Annotated in this window: 18 protein-coding genes and 1 pseudogene; 14 read left to right on the plus strand and 5 right to left on the minus strand. The window is 60.2% G+C overall.

Going from position 1 to position 19,680, the window contains the following annotated elements; translation table 11 throughout:
- The first annotated feature begins 157 nt into the window (after positions 1-157).
- Complete coding sequence (locus ACI2KS_RS27050; RefSeq protein WP_404624145.1) at positions 158-1,378, plus strand: HDOD domain-containing protein; 1,221 nt, start codon at positions 158-160, stop codon at positions 1,376-1,378.
- A 182-nt stretch (positions 1,379-1,560) separates the two neighbouring features.
- Here ACI2KS_RS27050 and ACI2KS_RS27055 read toward each other — a convergent pair whose 3' ends face one another.
- Together ACI2KS_RS27055 and desA are read right to left on the minus strand one after the other, a co-directional pair.
- Positions 1,561-2,538 carry a GGDEF domain-containing protein gene (locus ACI2KS_RS27055; RefSeq protein ID WP_404624093.1) on the minus strand — a complete coding sequence of 326 codons (978 nt, stop codon included), beginning with the start codon at positions 2,536-2,538 and terminating at the stop codon, positions 1,561-1,563.
- Positions 2,539-2,680: 142 nt separating this feature from the next.
- Positions 2,681-3,865: a delta-9 fatty acid desaturase DesA gene (desA, locus tag ACI2KS_RS27060; RefSeq protein WP_404624094.1), complete on the minus strand. Its 1,185-nt coding sequence runs from the start codon at positions 3,863-3,865 to the stop codon at positions 2,681-2,683.
- A gap of 153 nt (positions 3,866-4,018) precedes the next feature.
- Here desA and dibA point away from each other — a divergent pair, with 153 nt between their 5' ends.
- From dibA to ACI2KS_RS27090, 6 genes are all read left to right on the plus strand, one after another.
- A complete protein-coding gene (dibA, locus tag ACI2KS_RS27065) occupies positions 4,019-5,944 on the plus strand; it encodes a phosphodiesterase DibA (protein WP_404624095.1) in 1,926 nt (641 codons plus the stop codon).
- 258 nt (positions 5,945-6,202) lie between these two features.
- A complete protein-coding gene (oscA, locus tag ACI2KS_RS27070; protein ID WP_404624096.1) occupies positions 6,203-6,385 on the plus strand; it encodes a sulfur starvation response protein OscA in 183 nt (60 codons plus the stop codon).
- A gap of 148 nt (positions 6,386-6,533) precedes the next feature.
- Entirely contained in the window at positions 6,534-7,541 is a 1,008-nt protein-coding gene (locus tag ACI2KS_RS27075) for a sulfate ABC transporter substrate-binding protein (RefSeq protein ID WP_404624097.1), read from the plus strand.
- 147 nt (positions 7,542-7,688) lie between these two features.
- Positions 7,689-8,510 carry a sulfate ABC transporter permease subunit CysT gene (gene cysT, locus ACI2KS_RS27080; RefSeq protein ID WP_404624098.1) on the plus strand — a complete coding sequence of 274 codons (822 nt, stop codon included), beginning with the start codon at positions 7,689-7,691 and terminating at the stop codon, positions 8,508-8,510.
- A gap of 11 nt (positions 8,511-8,521) precedes the next feature.
- On the plus strand, positions 8,522-9,394 hold the full coding sequence (gene cysW, locus ACI2KS_RS27085; protein WP_404624099.1) for a sulfate ABC transporter permease subunit CysW: 873 nt from the start codon (positions 8,522-8,524) through the stop codon (positions 9,392-9,394).
- Positions 9,395-9,397: 3 nt separating this feature from the next.
- A complete protein-coding gene (locus tag ACI2KS_RS27090) occupies positions 9,398-10,387 on the plus strand; it encodes a sulfate/molybdate ABC transporter ATP-binding protein (RefSeq protein WP_404624100.1) in 990 nt (329 codons plus the stop codon).
- A 159-nt stretch (positions 10,388-10,546) separates the two neighbouring features.
- Here the strand turns inward: ACI2KS_RS27090 and ACI2KS_RS27095 are convergent, their stop codons facing one another.
- Positions 10,547-11,083: a DUF962 domain-containing protein gene (locus ACI2KS_RS27095; protein WP_404624101.1), complete on the minus strand. Its 537-nt coding sequence runs from the start codon at positions 11,081-11,083 to the stop codon at positions 10,547-10,549.
- A gap of 107 nt (positions 11,084-11,190) precedes the next feature.
- Here ACI2KS_RS27095 and ACI2KS_RS27100 point away from each other — a divergent pair, with 107 nt between their 5' ends.
- Positions 11,191-11,901 (plus strand): Crp/Fnr family transcriptional regulator, encoded by a 711-nt coding sequence (locus tag ACI2KS_RS27100; protein WP_404624102.1) that lies wholly within the window; start codon positions 11,191-11,193, stop codon positions 11,899-11,901.
- 99 nt (positions 11,902-12,000) lie between these two features.
- Here ACI2KS_RS27100 and ACI2KS_RS27105 read toward each other — a convergent pair whose 3' ends face one another.
- Positions 12,001-13,005, minus strand: a complete 1,005-nt coding sequence (locus ACI2KS_RS27105) for an AraC family transcriptional regulator (RefSeq protein WP_404624103.1) — start codon at positions 13,003-13,005, stop codon at positions 12,001-12,003.
- Between the two features lie 128 nt (positions 13,006-13,133).
- On the opposite strand from ACI2KS_RS27105, the gene ACI2KS_RS27110 reads away from it, so the two are divergent.
- The 4 genes and pseudogenes from ACI2KS_RS27110 (at position 13,134) to ACI2KS_RS27125 (ending at position 17,271) form a co-directional block, all read left to right on the plus strand.
- Positions 13,134-14,210, plus strand: coding sequence for a fatty acid desaturase (locus tag ACI2KS_RS27110; RefSeq protein ID WP_404624104.1), 1,077 nt, complete (start codon positions 13,134-13,136; stop codon positions 14,208-14,210).
- 369 nt (positions 14,211-14,579) lie between these two features.
- Positions 14,580-15,161 carry an alpha/beta hydrolase gene (locus ACI2KS_RS27115; protein ID WP_404624105.1) on the plus strand — a complete coding sequence of 194 codons (582 nt, stop codon included), beginning with the start codon at positions 14,580-14,582 and terminating at the stop codon, positions 15,159-15,161.
- Between the two features lie 132 nt (positions 15,162-15,293).
- Positions 15,294-16,133 (plus strand): annotated as a pseudogene (locus ACI2KS_RS27120) (sigma 54-interacting transcriptional regulator); the annotation flags it as partial.
- A 355-nt stretch (positions 16,134-16,488) separates the two neighbouring features.
- Positions 16,489-17,271 carry a MetQ/NlpA family ABC transporter substrate-binding protein gene (locus ACI2KS_RS27125; protein WP_404624106.1) on the plus strand — a complete coding sequence of 261 codons (783 nt, stop codon included), beginning with the start codon at positions 16,489-16,491 and terminating at the stop codon, positions 17,269-17,271.
- 134 nt (positions 17,272-17,405) lie between these two features.
- Here the strand turns inward: ACI2KS_RS27125 and ACI2KS_RS27130 are convergent, their stop codons facing one another.
- Positions 17,406-17,558: a hypothetical protein gene (locus ACI2KS_RS27130; protein ID WP_404624107.1), complete on the minus strand. Its 153-nt coding sequence runs from the start codon at positions 17,556-17,558 to the stop codon at positions 17,406-17,408.
- A gap of 266 nt (positions 17,559-17,824) precedes the next feature.
- Between ACI2KS_RS27130 and ACI2KS_RS27135 the strand changes: the two genes are divergently transcribed.
- Together ACI2KS_RS27135 and ACI2KS_RS27140 are read left to right on the plus strand one after the other, a co-directional pair.
- Positions 17,825-18,721 carry a TauD/TfdA dioxygenase family protein gene (locus ACI2KS_RS27135; protein ID WP_404624108.1) on the plus strand — a complete coding sequence of 299 codons (897 nt, stop codon included), beginning with the start codon at positions 17,825-17,827 and terminating at the stop codon, positions 18,719-18,721.
- A 31-nt stretch (positions 18,722-18,752) separates the two neighbouring features.
- On the plus strand, positions 18,753-19,634 hold the full coding sequence (locus tag ACI2KS_RS27140) for an ABC transporter ATP-binding protein (protein ID WP_404624109.1): 882 nt from the start codon (positions 18,753-18,755) through the stop codon (positions 19,632-19,634).
- The last annotated feature ends 46 nt before the right edge of the window (positions 19,635-19,680 follow it).

The raw sequence follows: 19,680 nt of genomic DNA on the forward strand, positions 1-19,680 counted from the left end.
AAAGGGCAGGTCACAATTGATCAAATTGTGACCAAATCGTTGGAAAAGACCTGCTTCGGCAGGTTTTTTCGTTTGTTGGCGTCAGAAAACTCGCTTTTACCCTGTCTCAGGGTGCGCACTTTGACTAAGGTACGAAGACTGCTGCCGGAGAGTCATGATGACCGTTGTAGAGGCGCCCGCTGTTCCTCGTGTGTTGATTGCCGAAGCTGACCCATGGGCTCGCGAAATGCTCAGCGAGCTGGTCCTGGACGTGCGTCGTGACGCGCAGCTGGACGTGTGCTCGGACGGTAAGCAAGCCGTGGAGTTGATGCGTGGTTTTATTCCTGATCTGGTGATCGCCTGCCGTGAGCTTCCCGGCGTTGACGGGCTCAGTCTGTTGCGGGGGGTGCGATTGCTGCGTCGCCAGCCGCCCGTGCGTTTCATCCTGCTCAGCAATCGCAACGACAGCGCCAGTGTGCGCGAAGCCGTGCAATTGGCGCCTACCGCTTATCTGACCAAGCCGCTGAACATTGAAGGCCTGCGCCACCGTCTGGAAGTCTTGCTGCTCAAGGAAGGCGACCAGGTCGCCCGTACCGTCCCCGCCCTCACGCCGGGAATGGGGCTGGATGCGTTCCTGGACAAGCGTCGCGAACTGGCCGATGGCGGCCCTTTGTATGTCGATGTTCGGGACGTCATCGCCCGCAGTCGAGGCCCGGCGGGCATTGATCTGAAGCTGTTGGAAAACGAGCTGAGCGAAGATCCCCACGTCACCGCCGTGTTGATCGCTGCTGCCAACAGCGCATCGCAGCATCAGGGCAAGCCGCTGCAGACTCTGGTACAGGCGCTGACCACGCTGGGCGCGACACAGAGCGCCAATCTGGTTCAGGGACTGGCCCTCAAGCGCGGGGCGATTTTGACCGATGCGGCGTTGATTCTGCAGGCCAGTGAAGTCTGGGACGTTTCCCGGCGAACCGCGGGCTATGCGCGGATTCTGGCGCGCACACTGGATCTTGATCACGAGCGCTGCTATTGCGCGGGCTTGCTCAGGGGGTTGGGCGACCTGTCGGTGATTCGCTGCCTGCAGGAATGGCTGTTGTCCGGCGGCACGCTGGATGAGACCAGCATCGCTCACGCACTCGAGCAGTACGCCGCTGCATTCGGCTCGGCGTTGCGTACCCGCTGGCGCTTGCCGCTGGAACTGCGCGAGCTGATCGCTGCGGTCTATCAGTACAACACCGGGGTGTACACCCGCGAAGTGCTGGCGATGAACCTGGCCGGGCAAATGGGCCGCCTGGGGCAAGAAGACCCACTGGAGGCGCTGGCCAAGAGCAAGTCAGCGCGGCTGTTGAAGGTCAATGCGTCGGATCTTGAGCGGGTGCGCAACAAGTGGGTGGCGTAGTTCGGTTGAGCATTGGCGAACTGAATGCCCGAAAGATATCTACCGCTGGCAAGCCGGGCTGCTAAAGGGGTGGGTGTTGAATACAGCGTCGTAGAAGAGGGGTTGGATATACCGGCTCCTTCGTGAGCAAGCTCACTCCGGCAGTGAAGCGTGTTTGCTGCGGGACAGCTTCAGCCGTTATGTCACACCAGCACGATCTGATTCTTGCCTTGGCGCTTGGCCTGATACATCGCCGCATCGGCGCGGGCGAACAGAGCTTCCAGGCTCTGGTCCTGAGTGCCGAGGTTGGTCAGGCCCTGGCTTGCAGTGATGCCGAAGCTTTTATCGTCGCGTTGAAAGCTCAGGCGCTGGATTTCCCGTTGCAGGCGTTCGGCGATCTGCTTGGCCATCTCCGGCGCACAGCCCGGAAACACGGCGGCGAACTCCTCACCACCGATACGGCCGAACAGATCACCCCGGCGCAGCGTCTTGCGGCCACACTCGGCAATGCGCTGCAGCACGATGTCGCCTTCCTGGTGGCCGTAGGTGTCGTTGACCAGTTTGAAGTCGTCGACGTCCAGCAACAGGAACGCCATAGGTGTGCCTTGCAGGCGCGCCTGCTCGAACTCGCGCTGGGCGCATTCGAAGAAATGCCGGCGGTTGCTGCTCTGGGTGAGGACGTCGGTGGTGGCCAGACGTTGCAGCTCGTCTTCCAGCTGCTTCTTTTCGGTGATGTCTTCGGCAATACCGACCACGATCAGGCGCTGGCCGTGCTCGGCCTGATGGCTGACGAAGCACTTGTCACTCAGCCAACGCACCTGGCCGTCGGCGCGGATGATGCGGTACTCGCGGTCTTCGATAGAGCCCTTTTCCAGCACTTCACTGAGGCTGCGCTCGGCGTAGTCCAGGTCGTCCGGGTAGATGCTGTCGCGCCACTCGCCGAAATCTGCCAGCAGCAGCCCGGCCGAGCGGCCGAAAATGCGCTCATAGGCCGGGCTGACATAGATCATGCGCTGGGTCTGCCAGTCGAATGCCCACAACACGGCATTCACACTGACCAGCAGCGAACTGAACAATTGCTCGCGCTCGCTCAGGCGCGCCACTTCGGCCTGGGCATGCATCAACGCCAGCAGGGTTTCTGCCGCCGCGGGGATCTGGATCGAGGGAGTCTGGTTGTCCATGGGCACTGCATCTCAAAAATAAGGTGCGGCGCACAGCCACAACATCTCACACAGCATAGTGCGAAGGTGCTAATGAGATAGGTGTAGTGGCACGAAGTTCCGACAGGCGCACACCCGGGTGAGTGTGCGCCGATCAACGGCATTAGCCGTGGTGAGGGCGTAGCGAGTAGGTTTTCAGCTGGTCGGCGAAGTCGCGCAGGGACTGGATGCCGCTGGCTTCGGCTTCGTGTACCCAGTCCTTGATGGCGGCCAGCATGTCGTGCCCGTTGCTGCTGGTCTTGGCCCAGATCTGCTGCAGCGCCAGGCGCTTCTCGTAGATCACTTTCAGCGCCTGGCTGTGCTCGAGCATGGTCTGGATGCGCACCTGATGGTTGTCATCGAGCAGACTGGTTTCCCGCGAAAGCAGGCGCTTGGCGCGGTGGAACTGATGGCGTACTGAAGCGTCGGCCTTGGCCAGCTCTTGCGCCACCAGTGGCGCGATCACCAACTTGCGGTATTGAGCCATGATCTGAAAACGGTTGTTGAGGATCGCCATGGCCGTGTCCATGTCCAGATGGCCCTTGCCTTCGACCCGATGGGCGATGGGCGCGACCCGCTGGACCTTGGCCAGGCGCAGCCAGCAGAACATTTTTATCCACGCCCAGCCCATGTCGAATTCCCAACGCTTGACCGACAGCTTGGCCGAGTTGGGGTAGGTGTGATGGTTGTTGTGCAGCTCTTCGCCGCCGATCAGGATGCCCCATGGCACCAGATTGGTCGCCGCATCGCGGCACTCGAAGTTGCGATAGCCGACCGCATGGCCAAGACCGTTGACCACGCCCGCGGCCCACACCGGGATCCACATCATCTGGATGGCCCAGACGGTGATGCCGATGACACCGAACAGCGCAAGGTCGAGCACGCCCATGATGGCGATGCCCAGCAGCGGATAGCGCGAATACAGATTGCGCTCGATCCAGTCTTCCGGGCAGTTCTTGCCATAGATACGCAGCGTCTCGGGGTTTTCCGCTTCGGCGCGATACAGCTCGGCGCCTTTGCGCAACACCGTGGACAAGCCTTTGATGACCGGGCTGTGCGGATCATCGACGGTTTCGCATTTGGCGTGATGCTTGCGGTGGATGGCAGTCCACTCGCGGGTATTCTGCGCCGTGGTCAGCCACAGCCAGAAACGGAAAAAGTGCTTGAGCCCGGCGTTGAGTTCCAGCGAACGATGGGCTGAATAGCGATGAAGATAGACTGTGACACTGACGATGGTGACATGCGTCATCGCCAGGGTGACTGCGACCAATTGCCAGACGGACAGGTCGAGCAGACCGTTGTTCCACATAGGCTGAGTTGCCCTCGGTTGTATCGTGCAGATGGAGTGAAGCAGCGCGCATTATCACTTAGCCACCAGATAAAACCAGTCGCTGTTTTAGATAAGAGTCGCAGGATGTTTCTTACTCTATAATCCGGTCCTTTAGTAAGGTTTTTACTTTCCATGTCAGCGATTACCCGAGATGCGTTGAAAACCGCACTGTTGTATGGGCTGCTGTCGATTTTCTGGCTGGCATTCAACGACGCTGTGCTGCCCCGGTTGATCGATGATTCGACTCAACTGACCCGCGTCCAACTGATGAGTGGTTATGCGTGGCTGGGGATCAGCGCGTGGTGCATCTATCTGGCCAGGTCCAGGCTGCTCGCATTCATGGGGCTCAAGGCCCGCGCCCGACAAGATCAGGATCTGCAGCGTTTACGGCTGGCGGCGGCAGTCTTCGACAGCACCCTGGAAGGTGTGCTGGTGACCGACGCCGATGGTCTGATCGTGCACGTCAACCGGGCGTTCATGGAGATCACCGGCTATCAGCAGGACGAAGTGCTGGGTCTGACGCCCAGCAAATTCAAGTCCGGACGGCACGGCCCTGACTTTTACGAGCGCATGTTCAAGACCATTCTCAGCGCCGGGCAGTGGAGCGGGGAAATCTGGAACCGGCGCAAAAGCGGTGAAATCTATCCGCAGTGGCAAAGCATCCGCTCGATCAAGGACGACAATGGGGTAATCACTCACTTCGTTGCAGTGTTTTCCGACATCACCACCATCAAGCATTCCGAGCGCGAGCTGGCTCACCTGGCGCATTACGATGCGTTGACCGGCCTGCCCAACCGGTTGCTGTTCACCGACCGTGCCGAGCAGGCGCAAACCCATGCCCGGCGCAACAAGCAGAGCCTGGCGCTGTTGCTGATCGATCTGGACCACTTCAAGCACATCAACGACAGCCTGGGGCACAACGTTGGCGACGAGGTCCTCAAGGCGGTCAGCGAACGGCTGATGAAGCTGGTCGGCAAAGGCTTGACCCTGGCCAGGCTGGGCGGCGACGAATTTGCGCTGCTGATCGAAAACCCGCAGCAGGCGATGCAGGCGGCCGAACTGGCGCAAAGCGTGCTGGACGGGCTGCGCGAACCCTTCGTACTCGCCGATCAATCGCTGTTTCTCTCGGCAAGCATAGGCATCAGCCTCTTCCCCAACGACGCGCTAAGTGCCGAACAACTGCTGCGCAACGCCGATGCCGCGCTGTTCCAGGCCAAAAGCCAGGGGCGCGAGAGTTATGCGCTCTACACCCAGGAGCTGACGGCCCACGCCCAGCAACGAGTGGAGCTGACCAGCGAGCTGCGCCGAGCCATCGCCCATGACGAGCTGCGGGTGTTCTATCAGCCTGTGCATAACCTGCAGACCCGGCGCATTGAAGGCGTCGAGGCCTTGGTACGCTGGCAGCATCCTCAGCGTGGCATGGTTTCGCCGGCAGAGTTCATACCCATTGCCGAGCAGAGCGGCCTGATTGCCGACATCGATAACTGGGTGCTGACCCAGGCTTGCCGGCAGACGCGCCAGTGGCTCAGCGACGGGATCGAGTTGTCATTCGTGGCGGTCAATGTGTCCAGTCGCCTGTTCGGCCGTGGCGATCTTGATCGTCGGGTGGCCAAGGTGCTCGGTGAGACAGGGCTAGCCCCCGAATATCTGGAGCTGGAAGTCACGGAAAGTGCGGTCATGGACGACCCCGAGCAAGCCATCGAGCAGATGCACCGTCTGCGCGAGTTGGGCCTGAAACTGTCCATCGATGACTTCGGCACCGGTTATTCATCGTTGCTGCGGCTCAAACGCATGCCTGTGCAGAAACTCAAGATCGACCAGGGCTTCGTTGCCGGCTTACCCGACGATGAAGACGACATCGCCATCGTTCGCGCAATCATCGCGCTGGCGCAGGCGATGGGCATGCGAGTGCTGGCTGAAGGCATCGAGCAGGCCGAGCAGGCGCGCTTTCTGCTGCACAACCAATGTGAACTGGGACAGGGCTACTGGTTCGCCCGACCGATGCCCGCCGAGCAGATCGACTGGCAGCACGCGCCGGTTTTCGCTTTTTCCGATTGATCCCAACCCTGTAGGAGTGAGCTTGCTCGCGATCACGGCGTGCCCGCCACGGGGGGTATAACGGGCGTAATGCATCGCGAGCAAGCTCAGTCCTACAGGGGAGGGTGCCCGCCCTGTTGCCGCAAATGCTTTTTGGTTATATCTGCATTCTTAAATAGTATTTTTAAGAATAACCGTCCCTCTCTAATATCGCTCCCACGCCACAAGCAGCCGCCTTTATCCGCGCCGCTGCGGGCAAACCCATCAAGGAGCACGATCATGAGCGCATCTCTACGTAGCGTCGACGGCCAGGACGAAGCAAGCATTCTGCGGGAAATTCAAAGCGCGTTGCGAGACCTGCGTTTCGGCGCGGTGGAAATCACCGTGCACAACGCTCAGGTGGTGCAGATCGAACGCAAGGAAAAATTCCGTTTGCAGAACCCTGGCAAAACCCAGGGCTGAAAGATCCCGATCATTAGCAGTCCGGCTTGCCGGCGGTAGCGTCTGCGTGACCGATACCGCCGCCGAGCCGCAGGGCTACAGGTGCTTATTCGCAATACCCAAAACTAGAAAAATAGCCAACAACACACTATTTCCAGGAGCTTGATACATGTCCATTCGCCGTTACGCGCTGGCTGCACTTGCCAGTGCCGTGTTTGCCGGTTCCGCCGTCGCCAAGGATTACGAGCTGCTCAACGTGTCGTATGACCCGACACGTGAGCTGTATCAGGACTACAACGCCGAGTTCGTCAACTTCTGGCAGAAGTCGCATCCGGGTGACAAGGTCGACATCAAGCAGTCCCACGGCGGGTCGGGCAAGCAGGGCCGTTCGGTGATCGACGGTCTGCGCGCTGACGTCGTGACCCTGGCCCTGGCCGGTGACATCGACGAAATCGCCAAACTGGGCAAGACTCTCCCGGAAAACTGGCAGACCCGTCTGCCGGACGCCAGCACCCCGTACACCTCGACCATCGTATTCCTGGTGCGCAAGGGCAACCCCAAGGGCATCAAGGACTGGGGCGACCTGATCAAGAAAGACGTTTCGGTCATCACGCCCAATCCGAAAACCTCCGGTGGTGCACGCTGGAACTTCCTGGCCGCCTACGGCTACGGTCTGAAAACCGGCGGCAGTGAAGCCAAGGCCAACGAATACGTGAAAGAGCTGTTCAAGCACGTGCCGGTGCTGGATACCGGTGCTCGTGGTTCGACCATCACCTTCGTCAACAACGGTCAGGGCGACGTGCTTCTGGCGTGGGAAAACGAAGCGTTCCTGGCGCTGAAAGAAGACGGCGGCGCGGACAAGTTCGACATCGTCGTACCTTCGCTGTCGATTCTGGCCGAGCCTCCTGTTGCCGTTGTCGACAAGAATGCCGAGAAAAAGGGCAACACCGAAATCGCTACCGAGTACCTGAAACACCTGTACAGCAAGGAAGGCCAGGAAATCGCGGCGAAGAACTTCTATCGTCCGCGCGACGCCGAAGTGGCCGCCAAGTACGACAAGCAGTTCCCGAAACTGAATCTGCTGACCATCGACAAGGACTTCGGCGGCTGGAAATCGGCACAGCCTAAGTTCTTCAACGACGGTGGCGTGTTCGACCAGATTTATCAGGCGCAGTAATCTGTACGCGCTTCGTTGCACTCCGGCTTGCCGGCGGTTTCGCTCCCCAGGACGTCATCGCCGGCAAGCCGTGCTGCTACAGAGGCCCTGACCGAATAAAAAGACCCGCATTGATTTGCGGGTCACGTGTGTTAACCAAGGACACTTATGTCGCGACGCATCTCCCCCGTCATACCCGGCTTCGGGCTGACGCTGGGTTACACCCTGGTGTACCTCAGTCTGATTGTGTTGATTCCCCTGGCGGCGATGTTCGTACACGCCGCGCAACTGACCTGGGATCAGTTCTGGACCATCGTCACCGCGCCTCGGGTGCTGGCGGCCCTGAAACTGAGCTTCGGCACCGCCTTCTATGCGGCGATCATCAACGGCCTGATCGGCACGTTGCTGGCCTGGGTGCTGGTGCGCTACACCTTCCCGGGACGCAGGATCATCGACGCGATGATCGACCTGCCATTCGCGCTGCCTACCGCCGTTGCCGGTATCGCCCTGACGGCGCTGTATACGCCGACCGGTCTGGTCGGGCAGTTCGCCGCCGACCTTGGCTTCAAGATCGCCTACACGCCGCTGGGCATCACGCTGGCGCTGACCTTCGTGACCTTGCCATTCGTGGTGCGCACGGTGCAGCCGGTGCTGGCCGACATCCCGCGTGAAGTCGAAGAGGCTGCGGCCTGCCTTGGTGCCCGGCCGATCCAGGTGTTTCGTTACATTCTGGTGCCTGCGCTGCTGCCGGCCTGGCTGACCGGTTTTGCCCTGGCGTTTGCCCGCGGCGTCGGCGAGTACGGCTCGGTGATTTTCATCGCCGGCAACATGCCGATGAAAACCGAAATCCTGCCGCTGCTGATCATGGTCAAGCTCGACCAGTACGACTACACCGGCGCCACGGCCATCGGCGTGATGATGCTGGTGGTGTCCTTCATCCTGTTGCTGCTGATCAACCTGTTGCAGCGGCGCATCGAAACCCCTAACTGAGGAGGCGCACTATGTCCGGTCCATCGCTCATCGCTGCATCCTCCGCCAACGCTGCCCGTCGTGGCAGTGCGGTTTCGCGGCGCATCCTGATCGGCCTCGGCTGGTTGGTATTTTTCCTGTTCCTGCTGTTGCCCTTGTTCATCGTGGTTTCGCAGGGGCTCAAGTCGGGCCTGGGGGCTTTTTTCAGCGCGATCTTCGAGCCTGATGCATTGTCGGCGCTCAAGCTTACGGTGATCGCCGTGCTGATCTCGGTGCCACTGAACCTGGTGTTCGGCGTCAGCGCGGCCTGGTGCGTAAGCAAATACACGTTTCGCGGCAAGAGTTTTCTGGTGACCCTGATCGACCTGCCGTTCTCGGTCTCGCCGGTCATCGCCGGTCTGGTCTACGTGTTGATGTTCGGCGCGCAGGGCTTTTTCGGGCCGTGGTTACAGGACCACGACATCCAGATCGTCTTCGCCCTGCCGGGCATCGTGCTGGCGACCATCTTCGTCACCGTACCCTTTGTAGCCCGCGAACTGATCCCGCTGATGCAGGAACAGGGCACTCAGGAAGAGGAAGCCGCGCGGCTGCTGGGCGCAAATGGCTGGCAGATGTTCTGGCACGTGACGGTGCCCAATATCAAATGGGGCCTGATCTATGGCGTGGTGCTGTGTACCGCGCGGGCCATGGGCGAGTTCGGCGCGGTGTCGGTGGTGTCTGGCCACATTCGCGGCGTGACCAACACCCTGCCGCTGCATGTCGAGATTCTCTACAACGAATACAACCACGTGGCGGCCTTTGCCGTGGCGAGCCTGTTATTGATCCTTGCGCTGTTCATCCTGCTGCTCAAGCAGTGGAGCGAAGCACGCATTAGCCGTCTGCGCAAAAGCGCGGCGGAGGAATAATTCATGTCGATCGAAGTCCGTAACGTCAGCAAGAACTTCAACGCCTTCAAGGCCCTCAACAGCATCAATCTGGACATCCATAGTGGCGAGCTGGTGGCTTTGCTGGGTCCTTCGGGCTGTGGCAAAACAACCCTGCTGCGGATCATCGCGGGGCTGGAAACGCCGGATCAGGGCAGCATCGTGTTTCATGGCGAGGACGTCTCCGGCCACGATGTGCGTGATCGCAATGTCGGGTTCGTATTCCAGCACTACGCGCTGTTCCGCCACATGACGGTGTTCGACAACGTCGCCTTCGGCCTGCGCATGAAGCCCAGGAACGTGCGCCCGACCGAAACCCAGATCGCTGCCAAGGTCCATGAGCTGTTGAACATGGTGCAACTGGACTGGCTGTCGGATCGCTATCCGGAGCAGTTGTCCGGTGGCCAGCGTCAGCGTATCGCCCTGGCCCGCGCCCTGGCGGTAGAGCCCAAGGTGCTGCTGCTCGATGAGCCGTTTGGTGCCCTGGATGCCAAGGTGCGCAAGGAGCTGCGCCGCTGGCTGGCGCGCCTGCACGAAGACATCAACCTCACGTCGGTGTTCGTCACCCACGACCAGGAGGAGGCCATGGAGGTCGCCGACCGTATCGTGGTAATGAACAAGGGCGTGATCGAGCAGATCGGCTCGCCGGGTGAGGTCTACGAAAATCCGGCGAGCGATTTCGTCTACCACTTCCTTGGCGACTCCAACCGTCTGCATCTGGGCGAAGACAACCATGTGCTGTTCCGTCCGCATGAAGTGTCGTTGTCGCGCCATGAGGTTGAAGGTCACCACGCTGCTGAAGTTCGTGATATCCGGCCGCTGGGCGCGACCACCCGCGTGACTTTGAAGGTCGAAGGCCAGCCGGATCTGATCGAAGCGGAAGTGGTGAAGGATCACGACAGCCTGATCGGCCTGGCCCGTGGCGAGACGTTGTTCTTCAAACCGAAGGTCTGGCAGAAGGTTGAGAATATTTAAGCGTCGGTCCGGCCTGAGACTAAACCTGTGAGTCTGGCCGGCTATCGCAGTCGGGCTGATTATCGCTGATCGCGAGCAAGCTCACTCCTACAGGGTGGCGGTAACTCTGTAGGAGTGAGCTTGCTCGCGATGCGCTAGGCAGGCGCCGAATGATTCAGGCTAAACCGCAGCTTTCTTCAAATTACGCTTGTGCGTGCGCCCGACCTTGCCTTCGATGTTGCTCTGCAACTTCTTCCTCATTCCCATCAGAAAAGCCGCTTCCGCGACCACGAACAGCGGGCCGATGATCAGGCCTGTGACGTCGTCGACAAACGCCGGTTTGCGCCCTTCGTAATAATGCCCGACGAACTGGATCACCCAGCCGATCACGAACAGCCCGACTCCGGAGCCGAGCCAGACCAGCGTGCTCTGTTGCGCCAGATGGGCGCCGATCCAGAGGAACAACGCCAGCACGATGCCCATGGCCACGCCGAACGGCCGGTCCAGGCGCAGGTAGAACAGCGTGGCGGCCACGGTTGCCAGCAAGGCCGGTGACAACCACAGCTCGCCCAGTGACCAACTGCTCCAGCCGGGTCGCGACAACAGCACGGCCACGGCCAGCACGATCAGCGGAACGCCGACGAAATGCGTGGCAATGTTTCGTGTATCACGGTGGTAGGCCGCGTATTGGCTCAGGTGCTCAACGAGGGTTTTCATTGTTATTGCTCCCTTGATGCGTGGATCATGCCGCTGATTTTTTCACGGTCGGGCTCGTCAGCTGGCTCAGCCTGCAATAAAACGCCAACAAGAAAAAGGAGATTCACGTGACGAATGGAACGCAATGGCGCTCATGGCTGGACAACGATCAATGGTTCAACGATTTACCCGCTTCACTGCAGGATAGTCTGCTGGTGGGTATGCGGCAGCGTCGGGTGACCCCGGGCAAACTGATCTTCGAACGCGGCGAGCCTGCGTGCGGTTTGTACGCGCTGCTTGCAGGCTCCCTGCGCTTCAATGACCACAAGCAGCAACGGCAATGGGTGCCACCGGCCAAGGGCGCACGCCCTTACTGGTTCGGCGAAGTCTCGTTGTTCGACGACCGCCCGCGCCTGCACAGTGTCTACGCCGAAGATCAGGTGATACTGCTGCAGATGCCCCAGGCGCCACTCGACCACCTGCTGCAGCACAGCCCGCAACATTGGCGCTCGTTCGGCAAACTGCTGGGGCGCAAGCTCGGCCTGGGCGTTCCACCGCCTGAACAGGTGACCTCGCTGCCCACCGATGAGCGCGTTGCGTTTCGCCTGTTGCTGCTCACCGAAGGCTATGGCGAGATTGATCGCTCCGTGCGCATCGTTTCCATCAAGGACCTGCTGTCCCCACGCGGGCTGGGGCTGACACCGGAGGTGGTTGACCGGGTGCTGGCGCAGTTCGCCGGGCGCGGCATCCTTCGCCGTGACCACGACTTCATCAGCGTCCTGGACACCGACCGCCTGCGCAGGGCTGCCAGGCACCGGCTGACGGAACCGAGCCTGTAGCAGCACGGCTGGCTGGCGGTGGCGGTGTGTCAGGTACGCATGGGCTGGCTGACACCTCGCAACCGCCGGTACGCCGCACAGCTACAGGGTCTACTGCATTCAACGCAGGCTGTCGCGGTACTGGCTGGGCGTCATGCCGGTCCAGCGCTTGAATGCGCGGCTGAAGCTGCTGGTGTCGGCAAAGCCCAGCAAGTAGGCGATTTCGCTCAGTGAGCTATTCTGGTCCCGCATGTGTTGCAGCGCCAGGTTCTGTCGACATTGATTGAGCAGCAGGTCATAGCTGCAGCCTTCGTCGGCCAGGTGTCGCTGCAGGCTGCGCAAGCTCAGGTGCAGGTGCTGGGCGATCCGTTCGGCCGAGGGTTCGCCTTCCGGCAACTGGGCCTCGATCGCACCGCGCACCTTGCGCTCCCAGGTCAGTGGGCTGAGCTTTTCCAGCGCGCGATTGAGCACGGTTTCGTTGTGTTCGGCCAGCTCCGGGTTGGCGTCGTCCAGGTGGCTGTCGAAATCGGTGCAGGCGAACGCCAGCAGATTTTCCGCAGCATCGAAGAACAGCGGTGCGCGGAATACGTCGTGCCAGGGTTTCGGGTCTGCCGGTTGCGGCCGCACCAGGTGTACGGCCAGCGGCGCGTAATGACGCCCCAGGCGGTTGCGGCAGGTGCGCACATAGATCGCTGCGAAGGCATCCATGGCCTCGTTGGCCGGCATGGGCCCACCCTCGGGAACGCGAAAGCGAAACTCATAACGATCGCCCACCCGGACGAAACTCAAGTCCAGCGCATCGCTGACCACCGGGTGATAGCGCACGATGCGTTCGAATACTTCCCGAAGCGAGCCGCTGGCCACCAGCGCGTAACCGAGTGCATGAAAGGTGGTCGGGCTGACAAAGCGCGACACCCGCAAACCCAGCGCCGGATCGCCACTGGCCTGCACCGCCAGCTGCCAGAGCCGCGTCGTCACCGTCACCGGGTATCGCGCGTTGGGATCGTCCATCAATTGCGGATCAAGACCTGCAGCCTGACTCAGCGCGAGACTGTCGAGGCCAAGAGCATCGAGTTGCTTGCGCAGTGCGCGGGTCCAGCTGGCGAGAATGCTCGGCTCAGACATACAGATTGGCGCTTCCGGTCAACAGGTTGGCGTTCACGGCCGGGCAGGCTTGTGCCCGGCACGGCACAGTGGAGCCATCACTTTTGCTCGATCATGGCTCGTCAATCATTAAAACGGAGAATGGAAGCATGCGCGACACTTCTGCAAGCGCCACCGGACTGAATGCACAACAGCGATCGGCGCATATTCGCACGGTGGTGATGGCCCATGGCAATGCGCTGCGTGAGCGTTATCCGATCCTGGCTCATCAGGATGCGATAGGCGCCGGCATTCTGCTCTTTGCCATCACCGGGATGATCGGCAGTGCAGCGCTCTACGTCGCAGGTTACATGGCCTGGTGGGTGTGCCTGCTGCTCAACGCGTTCTTTGCCTCACTGACCCACGAGCTTGAACACGACCTGATCCACAGCATGTATTTCCGCAAGCAGCGAGTGCCGCACAATCTGATGCTGGCGCTGGTCTGGATGGCACGGCCGAGCACCATCAACCCCTGGATACGTCGTCACCTACACCTCAACCATCACAAAGTCTCTGGCACCGAAGCCGACATGGAAGAGCGCGCCATCACCAACGGCGAGCCGTGGGGTATCGCACGCCTGCTGATGGTGGGCGACAACGTCATGTCATCGCTGATTCGCATGTTGCGGGCGAAAACCTGGGCCCACAAATCCAGCATTCTCAAACGCACCTTGCGTGTCTATGCGCCCCTGGCGTTGCTCAACTGGGGTGCCTGGTATGTGTTTCTCGGGTTTCACGCCGCCAATGGTGTTGCCAGCCTAATGGGGGCGCCCATCGATTGGTCGGCCGACACCCTGGCGGTCATGCACATCATTGATACCGCGGTGGTGGTGATTGTCGGGCCGAACGTATTGCGTACCTTCTGCCTGCATTTCGTCAGCTCGAACATGCATTACTACGGGGATGTGGAATTGGGCAATGTCATGCAGCAGACCCAGGTGCTCAACCCTTGGTGGATGTGGCCGCTGCAGGCGTTCTGTTTCAATTTCGGCAGCACGCACGGGATCCATCATTTCGTGGTGAAAGAACCCTTCTATATCCGCCAGATGACCGCTCCCGTGGCACACAAGGTCATGGCCGAGATGGGCGTGCGCTTCAATGATTTCGGGACGTTTGGCAGGGCGAACCGGTTTGAACCCAATGATGCCGTGAACGCTGGCACCACCCCCGAACCTGCACGCAATTGAACCTGTAGCGGTCCGGCTTGCCGGCGGTGGCGGCCTTGCGATGGCTACCGCCGGCAAGCCGAATGGCTACACAGGAGCCGCTCACGCCGAACCTGGAGCTGCCCCTGGAGAGATTTTTCCAGGCATAAAAATTTCTGTAACAACTCGACCGTATTCTTCACTCATCCCCGGCGAGTCGGGGGCAGACAGCGTGATTATGAGGGCTACTCCTTAAGGCAGGGGGTGGCCCTCTTTTTTTGCAGCGGGATCGCCCTGTGATTACGGCATATGTTTTTAAGCTATTAATAAATATCTTCTTATTCTTTTTCGAATATATGTCACGTCCCTATACTCGCCGCCATGAACGCAAAAATGCAGGAGGCGAAGGCCATGCATAACGAATCGATCCGTTACCTGATCGTGCCAGGCTGGCAAGGATCTGCCGATGACCATTGGCAAACGCACTGGCAGAACAGCCTGCCCAACAGTGTCCGGGTGGAACAGGCCGACTGGCTCAGACCACGCCGTGAAGACTGGGTCGGCGAGTTGCAGCGCGCTGTCGCCGGCGACAATTCGCCAGTGATTCTGATCGCTCACAGCCTGGGTTGCGTGACCGTTGCTCACTGGGCGCAGCTGGCGCCGCTGGAAACTCTGCGCCAGGTGCGTGGTGCCTTGCTGGTGGCACCTGCCGACGTCGAGCGCCCTAACTGCCCGCCCGCAATTCGTAATTTTGCGCCTGTCCCTGAACATCTGCTGCCATTCCCGTCGCAGGTGGTCAGCTCTGACAACGATTCGGCGGTCAGCGCCTTGCGGGCCATGGAAATGGCCCGCAACTGGGGCGCCGAAATCGGCATTCTCAGCGGCGCCGGCCACATCAACGTCAAGTCCGGCCACCGGCGTTGGGAGCAGGGGTTTGCCTACCTGTACCGGCTCCAGGGGCGCATCGAACAACTCACCCGACGTCGCGCATGACGCCATGTAGCGGGCCGGTGATCGCGCCTGAAGTCGCGAGCATCACAACCTTTTTTGCCGCAGTGAACCGACAGGCGCTGCGGCCTTTTTTTTAACGCTCGGGCCCACGGATGGCTTGGGCGGGAGACTGCCATGAGCCATTCGCCTACCCCGAAACAGACACCGATCCAGGCCGCCCCACAAGCCCTGCTGACCTTTCCCGACGCCGAGAAAAGCCCGCTGAGCATTCGCGCCAAGGCGTTGGTGTTTTTCGATCCACGCTCGCGGCGCTTGCGCGAAGAAATGGAGCAATTGGCTCCACTGGACCTGCCGGTGCTGATTCGCGGCGAACCGGGAACGGGCAAGGAATTGCTGGCGCGGCACATTCATCGCGGCAGCGACCGCGCCGGTCTGTTCGTTTCGGTGAACTGCGGCGCGATCAGCCCGACCTACGCCGATGCCGAGATTTTCGGCTACGCCGCCGGCGCTCACAGTGGCTCGGTCAGCAGTCGGGCGGGCTGGTTCGGTTCGGCCACCGGCGGCACGCTGTACCTGGATGAAATCGCCGATCTGCCGCTGGCTATTCAGATCAAGCTGCTCGCGGCGCTCGAGAATCATGAGGTGACCCGCGTCGGCGCCAGCCAGCCCAGCCCCGTGGACGTGCGTCTGGTGGCGGCCACCAGCATCGACCTGAGCCTGGCGGTGGCGGCAGGAAAGTTTCATGAGCGCCTTTATCGGTATCTGAGCGAGGGACGGCTGGATCTGCCGGCACTGCGTGATCAGCCGGGCAATATCCTGCCGCTGGCCGAGTACTTTCTCGGGGTCTACAGCCAGCGTCTGGATTTCGCCATGCCGTTGATCAGCGAAGCCGCGCACAAGCGACTCGAAGCGCATTATTGGCCGGGCAATACGCGAGAGCTGGAAAACGTTATCCATTTCGCACTGCTGGTGAGTAGCGGCACGGAGATTTTGCCGGAGCATCTGAACTTGCCTTCGCGCTGACGCTGGCCGTCAACCCCGCCAGGTTTGCGATCCTCCAGCAGGTCGTGGCCAGCATCCGTAGCAGTGCGGCGTGCAGCGGTTCGCAGGTCGTTACCGCCAGCAAGCGGTACTGCTACAGGTCAGCTTCGGTTTGAAACAGCGGGTCCAGACGCCTCGCAACGGGGTCTCTGCTGGCAAAATGCTTTCTGAGAACTAAAAAGCATAACTGCGTGACGAAAAAGTATTGTCTCGGCATAAAGAATGTCGGTAATGTCCGCTTCAGCCGCCACCCTGCCAAGGGTCGTACCCGCGGCATATCGATACAGAGTTGCCCACAAGGCGACCGGATTTTTCCTAAGGACATCGCATGAAAAAGACTTTGTTGTTCACCGCACTGGCGGCTGCCCTTTCCATCAGCGCGGCCCAAGCCGCCGAAAAACTCGTGGTCGGCGCGACTGCGGTTCCACACGCCGAAATCCTCGAGCTGATCAAGCCTGAGCTGGCCAAGGAAGGTGTGGACCTGCAAATCAAGGTCTTCACCGACTACGTGCAGCCCAACGTGCAGCTGAACGAGAAACGTCTGGACGCCAACTACTTCCAGACCAAGCCTTATCTGGACGGCTTCAACAAAGGCAAGGGCGCGACTCTGGTAACGGGCGTTGGCGTGCACGTCGAACCGTTCGGCGGCTACTCCAAGAAGTGGAAGTCCATCGACCAACTGCCTGAAGGCGCCACCGTTGCCATCCCGAACGAAGGCAGCAACGCCGGTCGTGCTCTGCTGCTGTTGCAGAAGAATGGTCTGATCACCCTGAAAGACCCGACCAACGCCCTGTCGACGCCGAAAGACATCGCCACCAACCCGAAAAAACTGAAATTCCGCGAACTGGAATCGGCGCTGTTGCCGCGCGCTCTGGACCAGGTCGACCTGGACCTGATCAACACCAACTACGCGCTGGAAGCCAAGCTGAGCCCGAAAAAGGATGCGTTGATTCTGGAAGGTTCCGACTCGCCGTACGTGAACTATCTGGTAACCCGTACCGACAATGCTCACACCGACGCGATCGAGAAACTGTCCAAGGCGCTGACCAGCCAGCAAGTCAAAGACTTCATCAACAAGAAGTACGACGGCGCGGTATTGCCAGCGTTCTGATAAGGGCATGAATGCGTCGGTGCGACGCATTCATCTGTAGGAATGAGCTCGCTCGCGATGTGGTGTGTCATTCACCGCTGTAGTTCAGGGATGACCATCGCGAGCAAGCTCACTCCTACAAGGGCAGTGCCGAATCACTGCCCCACGTTTTCCACGCCGACGGCTTGTACATGCGTCGGCGTTTTTGCATCTGAGCCCAGGGCGCGACGCAGGGCGATCAGCAGTTTGACTTGATCGTCGTGTGCCTTGTCCTGCGGGTATTGGTTATGGCTGGCGCGTTCCGGCATGATCGGTCCCCTTGATGTTATCCGTGACAGCGTTTGCTCGCGGGCATTGGCCTGTCGCGAGATGAGGAGATAGACCGCGATCTTGAGCCTTCCGTTCGCACGCCAATATAGGAATTTGGTACCTGTCCGGTTACCGATAATGGCATTGCGCCGCTGCTAGTTCTTTCAGCGCTATCCATATGCCCTAACGGTATTTAAACTTCTCTTCTTATAGCTTTAAAGTTCCGACTCTTCAGTCACACGCCTTTTCAGGAGTCGGAGTTCTCATGCCAGCAGCCTCCCAAGCTTCCTCGTCCGCGCAAGCGCCCGGCCAGCAGTTCGATGTGCGTCCATTCGCCGAAAAGGTGGGCGCGGAAATCGTCGGCCTGGACCTGTCCCGTCCGCTCAATGACGCCGACTTCGCCCGGGTACATCGCGCGCATCTGGACCATCACGTGGTGGTCTTGCGCGATCAGCAAATCACGCCGCAGCAACAGATCGATTTCAGCCGCCGTTTCGGCGTTTTGCAGATCCACGTGCTCAAGCAGTTCCTGCTGGCCAACCACCCGGAAATCCTGATCGTGTCCAACATCGTCGAAAACGGCCAACCGGTCGGACTGGGCGATGCCGGCAAATACTGGCATTCGGACCTGTCCTACAAAGAACTGCCAAGCCTGGGCTCGATGCTGTATGCCCAGGAGTTGCCAAGCGAGGGCGGCGACACGCTGTTTGCCGACATGCATCAGGCCTGGGACACCCTGCCCGAGCACCTGCGCAAGGCGGTCGAAGGCCGTAGCGCCGTGCACAGCTATACCTCGCGCTATAGCCATGGCAAAAATGCCGACAACTGGCGGCCGACCTTGAGCGCAGAACAACTGGCGCAGGTTGCGGTGGTCAGTCATCCGATCGTGCGCACTCACCCGGAAAACGGCCGCAAGGCGTTATTCGTCAGTGAAGGCTTTACCACCCACATCGTCGGACTTCCGGAAGACGAGAGTCAGCAGATTCTCAACGAGCTGTACGCCCACAGCGTGCGCCCTGAGCACGTCCTGCGTCATAAATGGCAGGAAAACGACATGGTGTTCTGGGACAACCGCTCGCTGATTCACTTGGCCGGTGGCACACCCGACCATCTGCGTCGTCGTCTGCATCGCACCACCATCCAGGGCGATGCGCCGTTCTGATTCACGCCGACCTACAGAGGAGCCCCGTTCCATGAACGCTGTTCTGCAAAGCCACACGGCTAGCGATCGCTTGAATGCGCAACAGGCCAATCAGCCTACTGCTGAAGCGCTGTTGCAAGTCCAGGGCGTAAGCCTTGAATACCGCACGCCGGAACGCGTGGTGCGGGCCACTCACCAAGTCAGTTTCGAAATCGATCCTGCCGACCGTTTTGTCCTGCTCGGCCCTTCGGGTTGCGGCAAGTCGACATTGCTCAAAGCGGTGGCAGGATTCATTGCGCCCAGCGAAGGGCAGATCCGTCTGGCCGGTCAGCAGGTCAAGGAGCCGGGGCCGGATCGCATCGTGGTGTTTCAGGAATTCGACCAGCTGCCGCCCTGGAAAACAGTCGTCGAGAACGTCATGTTCCCGCTGTTGGCTTCACGTACCCTCAAACGCCGTGAAGCCCGCGAGCGTGCCCTGCATTATCTGGAGAAGGTCGGCCTGACCGCGTTCGCCGACGCCTACCCGCATACCTTGTCTGGTGGCATGAAGGCGCGTGTGGCGATCGCCCGTGCATTGGCCATGCAGCCGAAGATCCTGCTGATGGACGAGCCCTTCGCCGCACTCGATGCCTTGACCCGGCGCAAGATGCAGGAAGAGCTGCTGGAGCTGTGGGAAGAGGTGCGCTTTACGTTGCTGTTCGTCACTCACTCCATTGAAGAAGCGTTGGTGGTGGGCAACCGGATTCTGCTGCTGTCGCCCCACCCCGGCCGCGTACGCGCCGAGATCAACAGCCATCAGTACGACCTGAAAAGCCTGGGTGGCGTGGATTTTCAGCGCACCGCTCAACGCATCCACAGTCTGTTGTTCGACGAAGGCGAAGTGCCTGCGGTCGAGCCCGATCTGCGTTTTCAGGATATTCGTATCGCTTACTAGCACCACCGATTCTTCCCTGTAGGCCTTCGCTTGCTCGCGATAACGG

It is taken from the genome of Pseudomonas sp. NPDC087358 (assembly GCF_044900785.1).
Taxonomy (GTDB): domain Bacteria; phylum Pseudomonadota; class Gammaproteobacteria; order Pseudomonadales; family Pseudomonadaceae; genus Aquipseudomonas.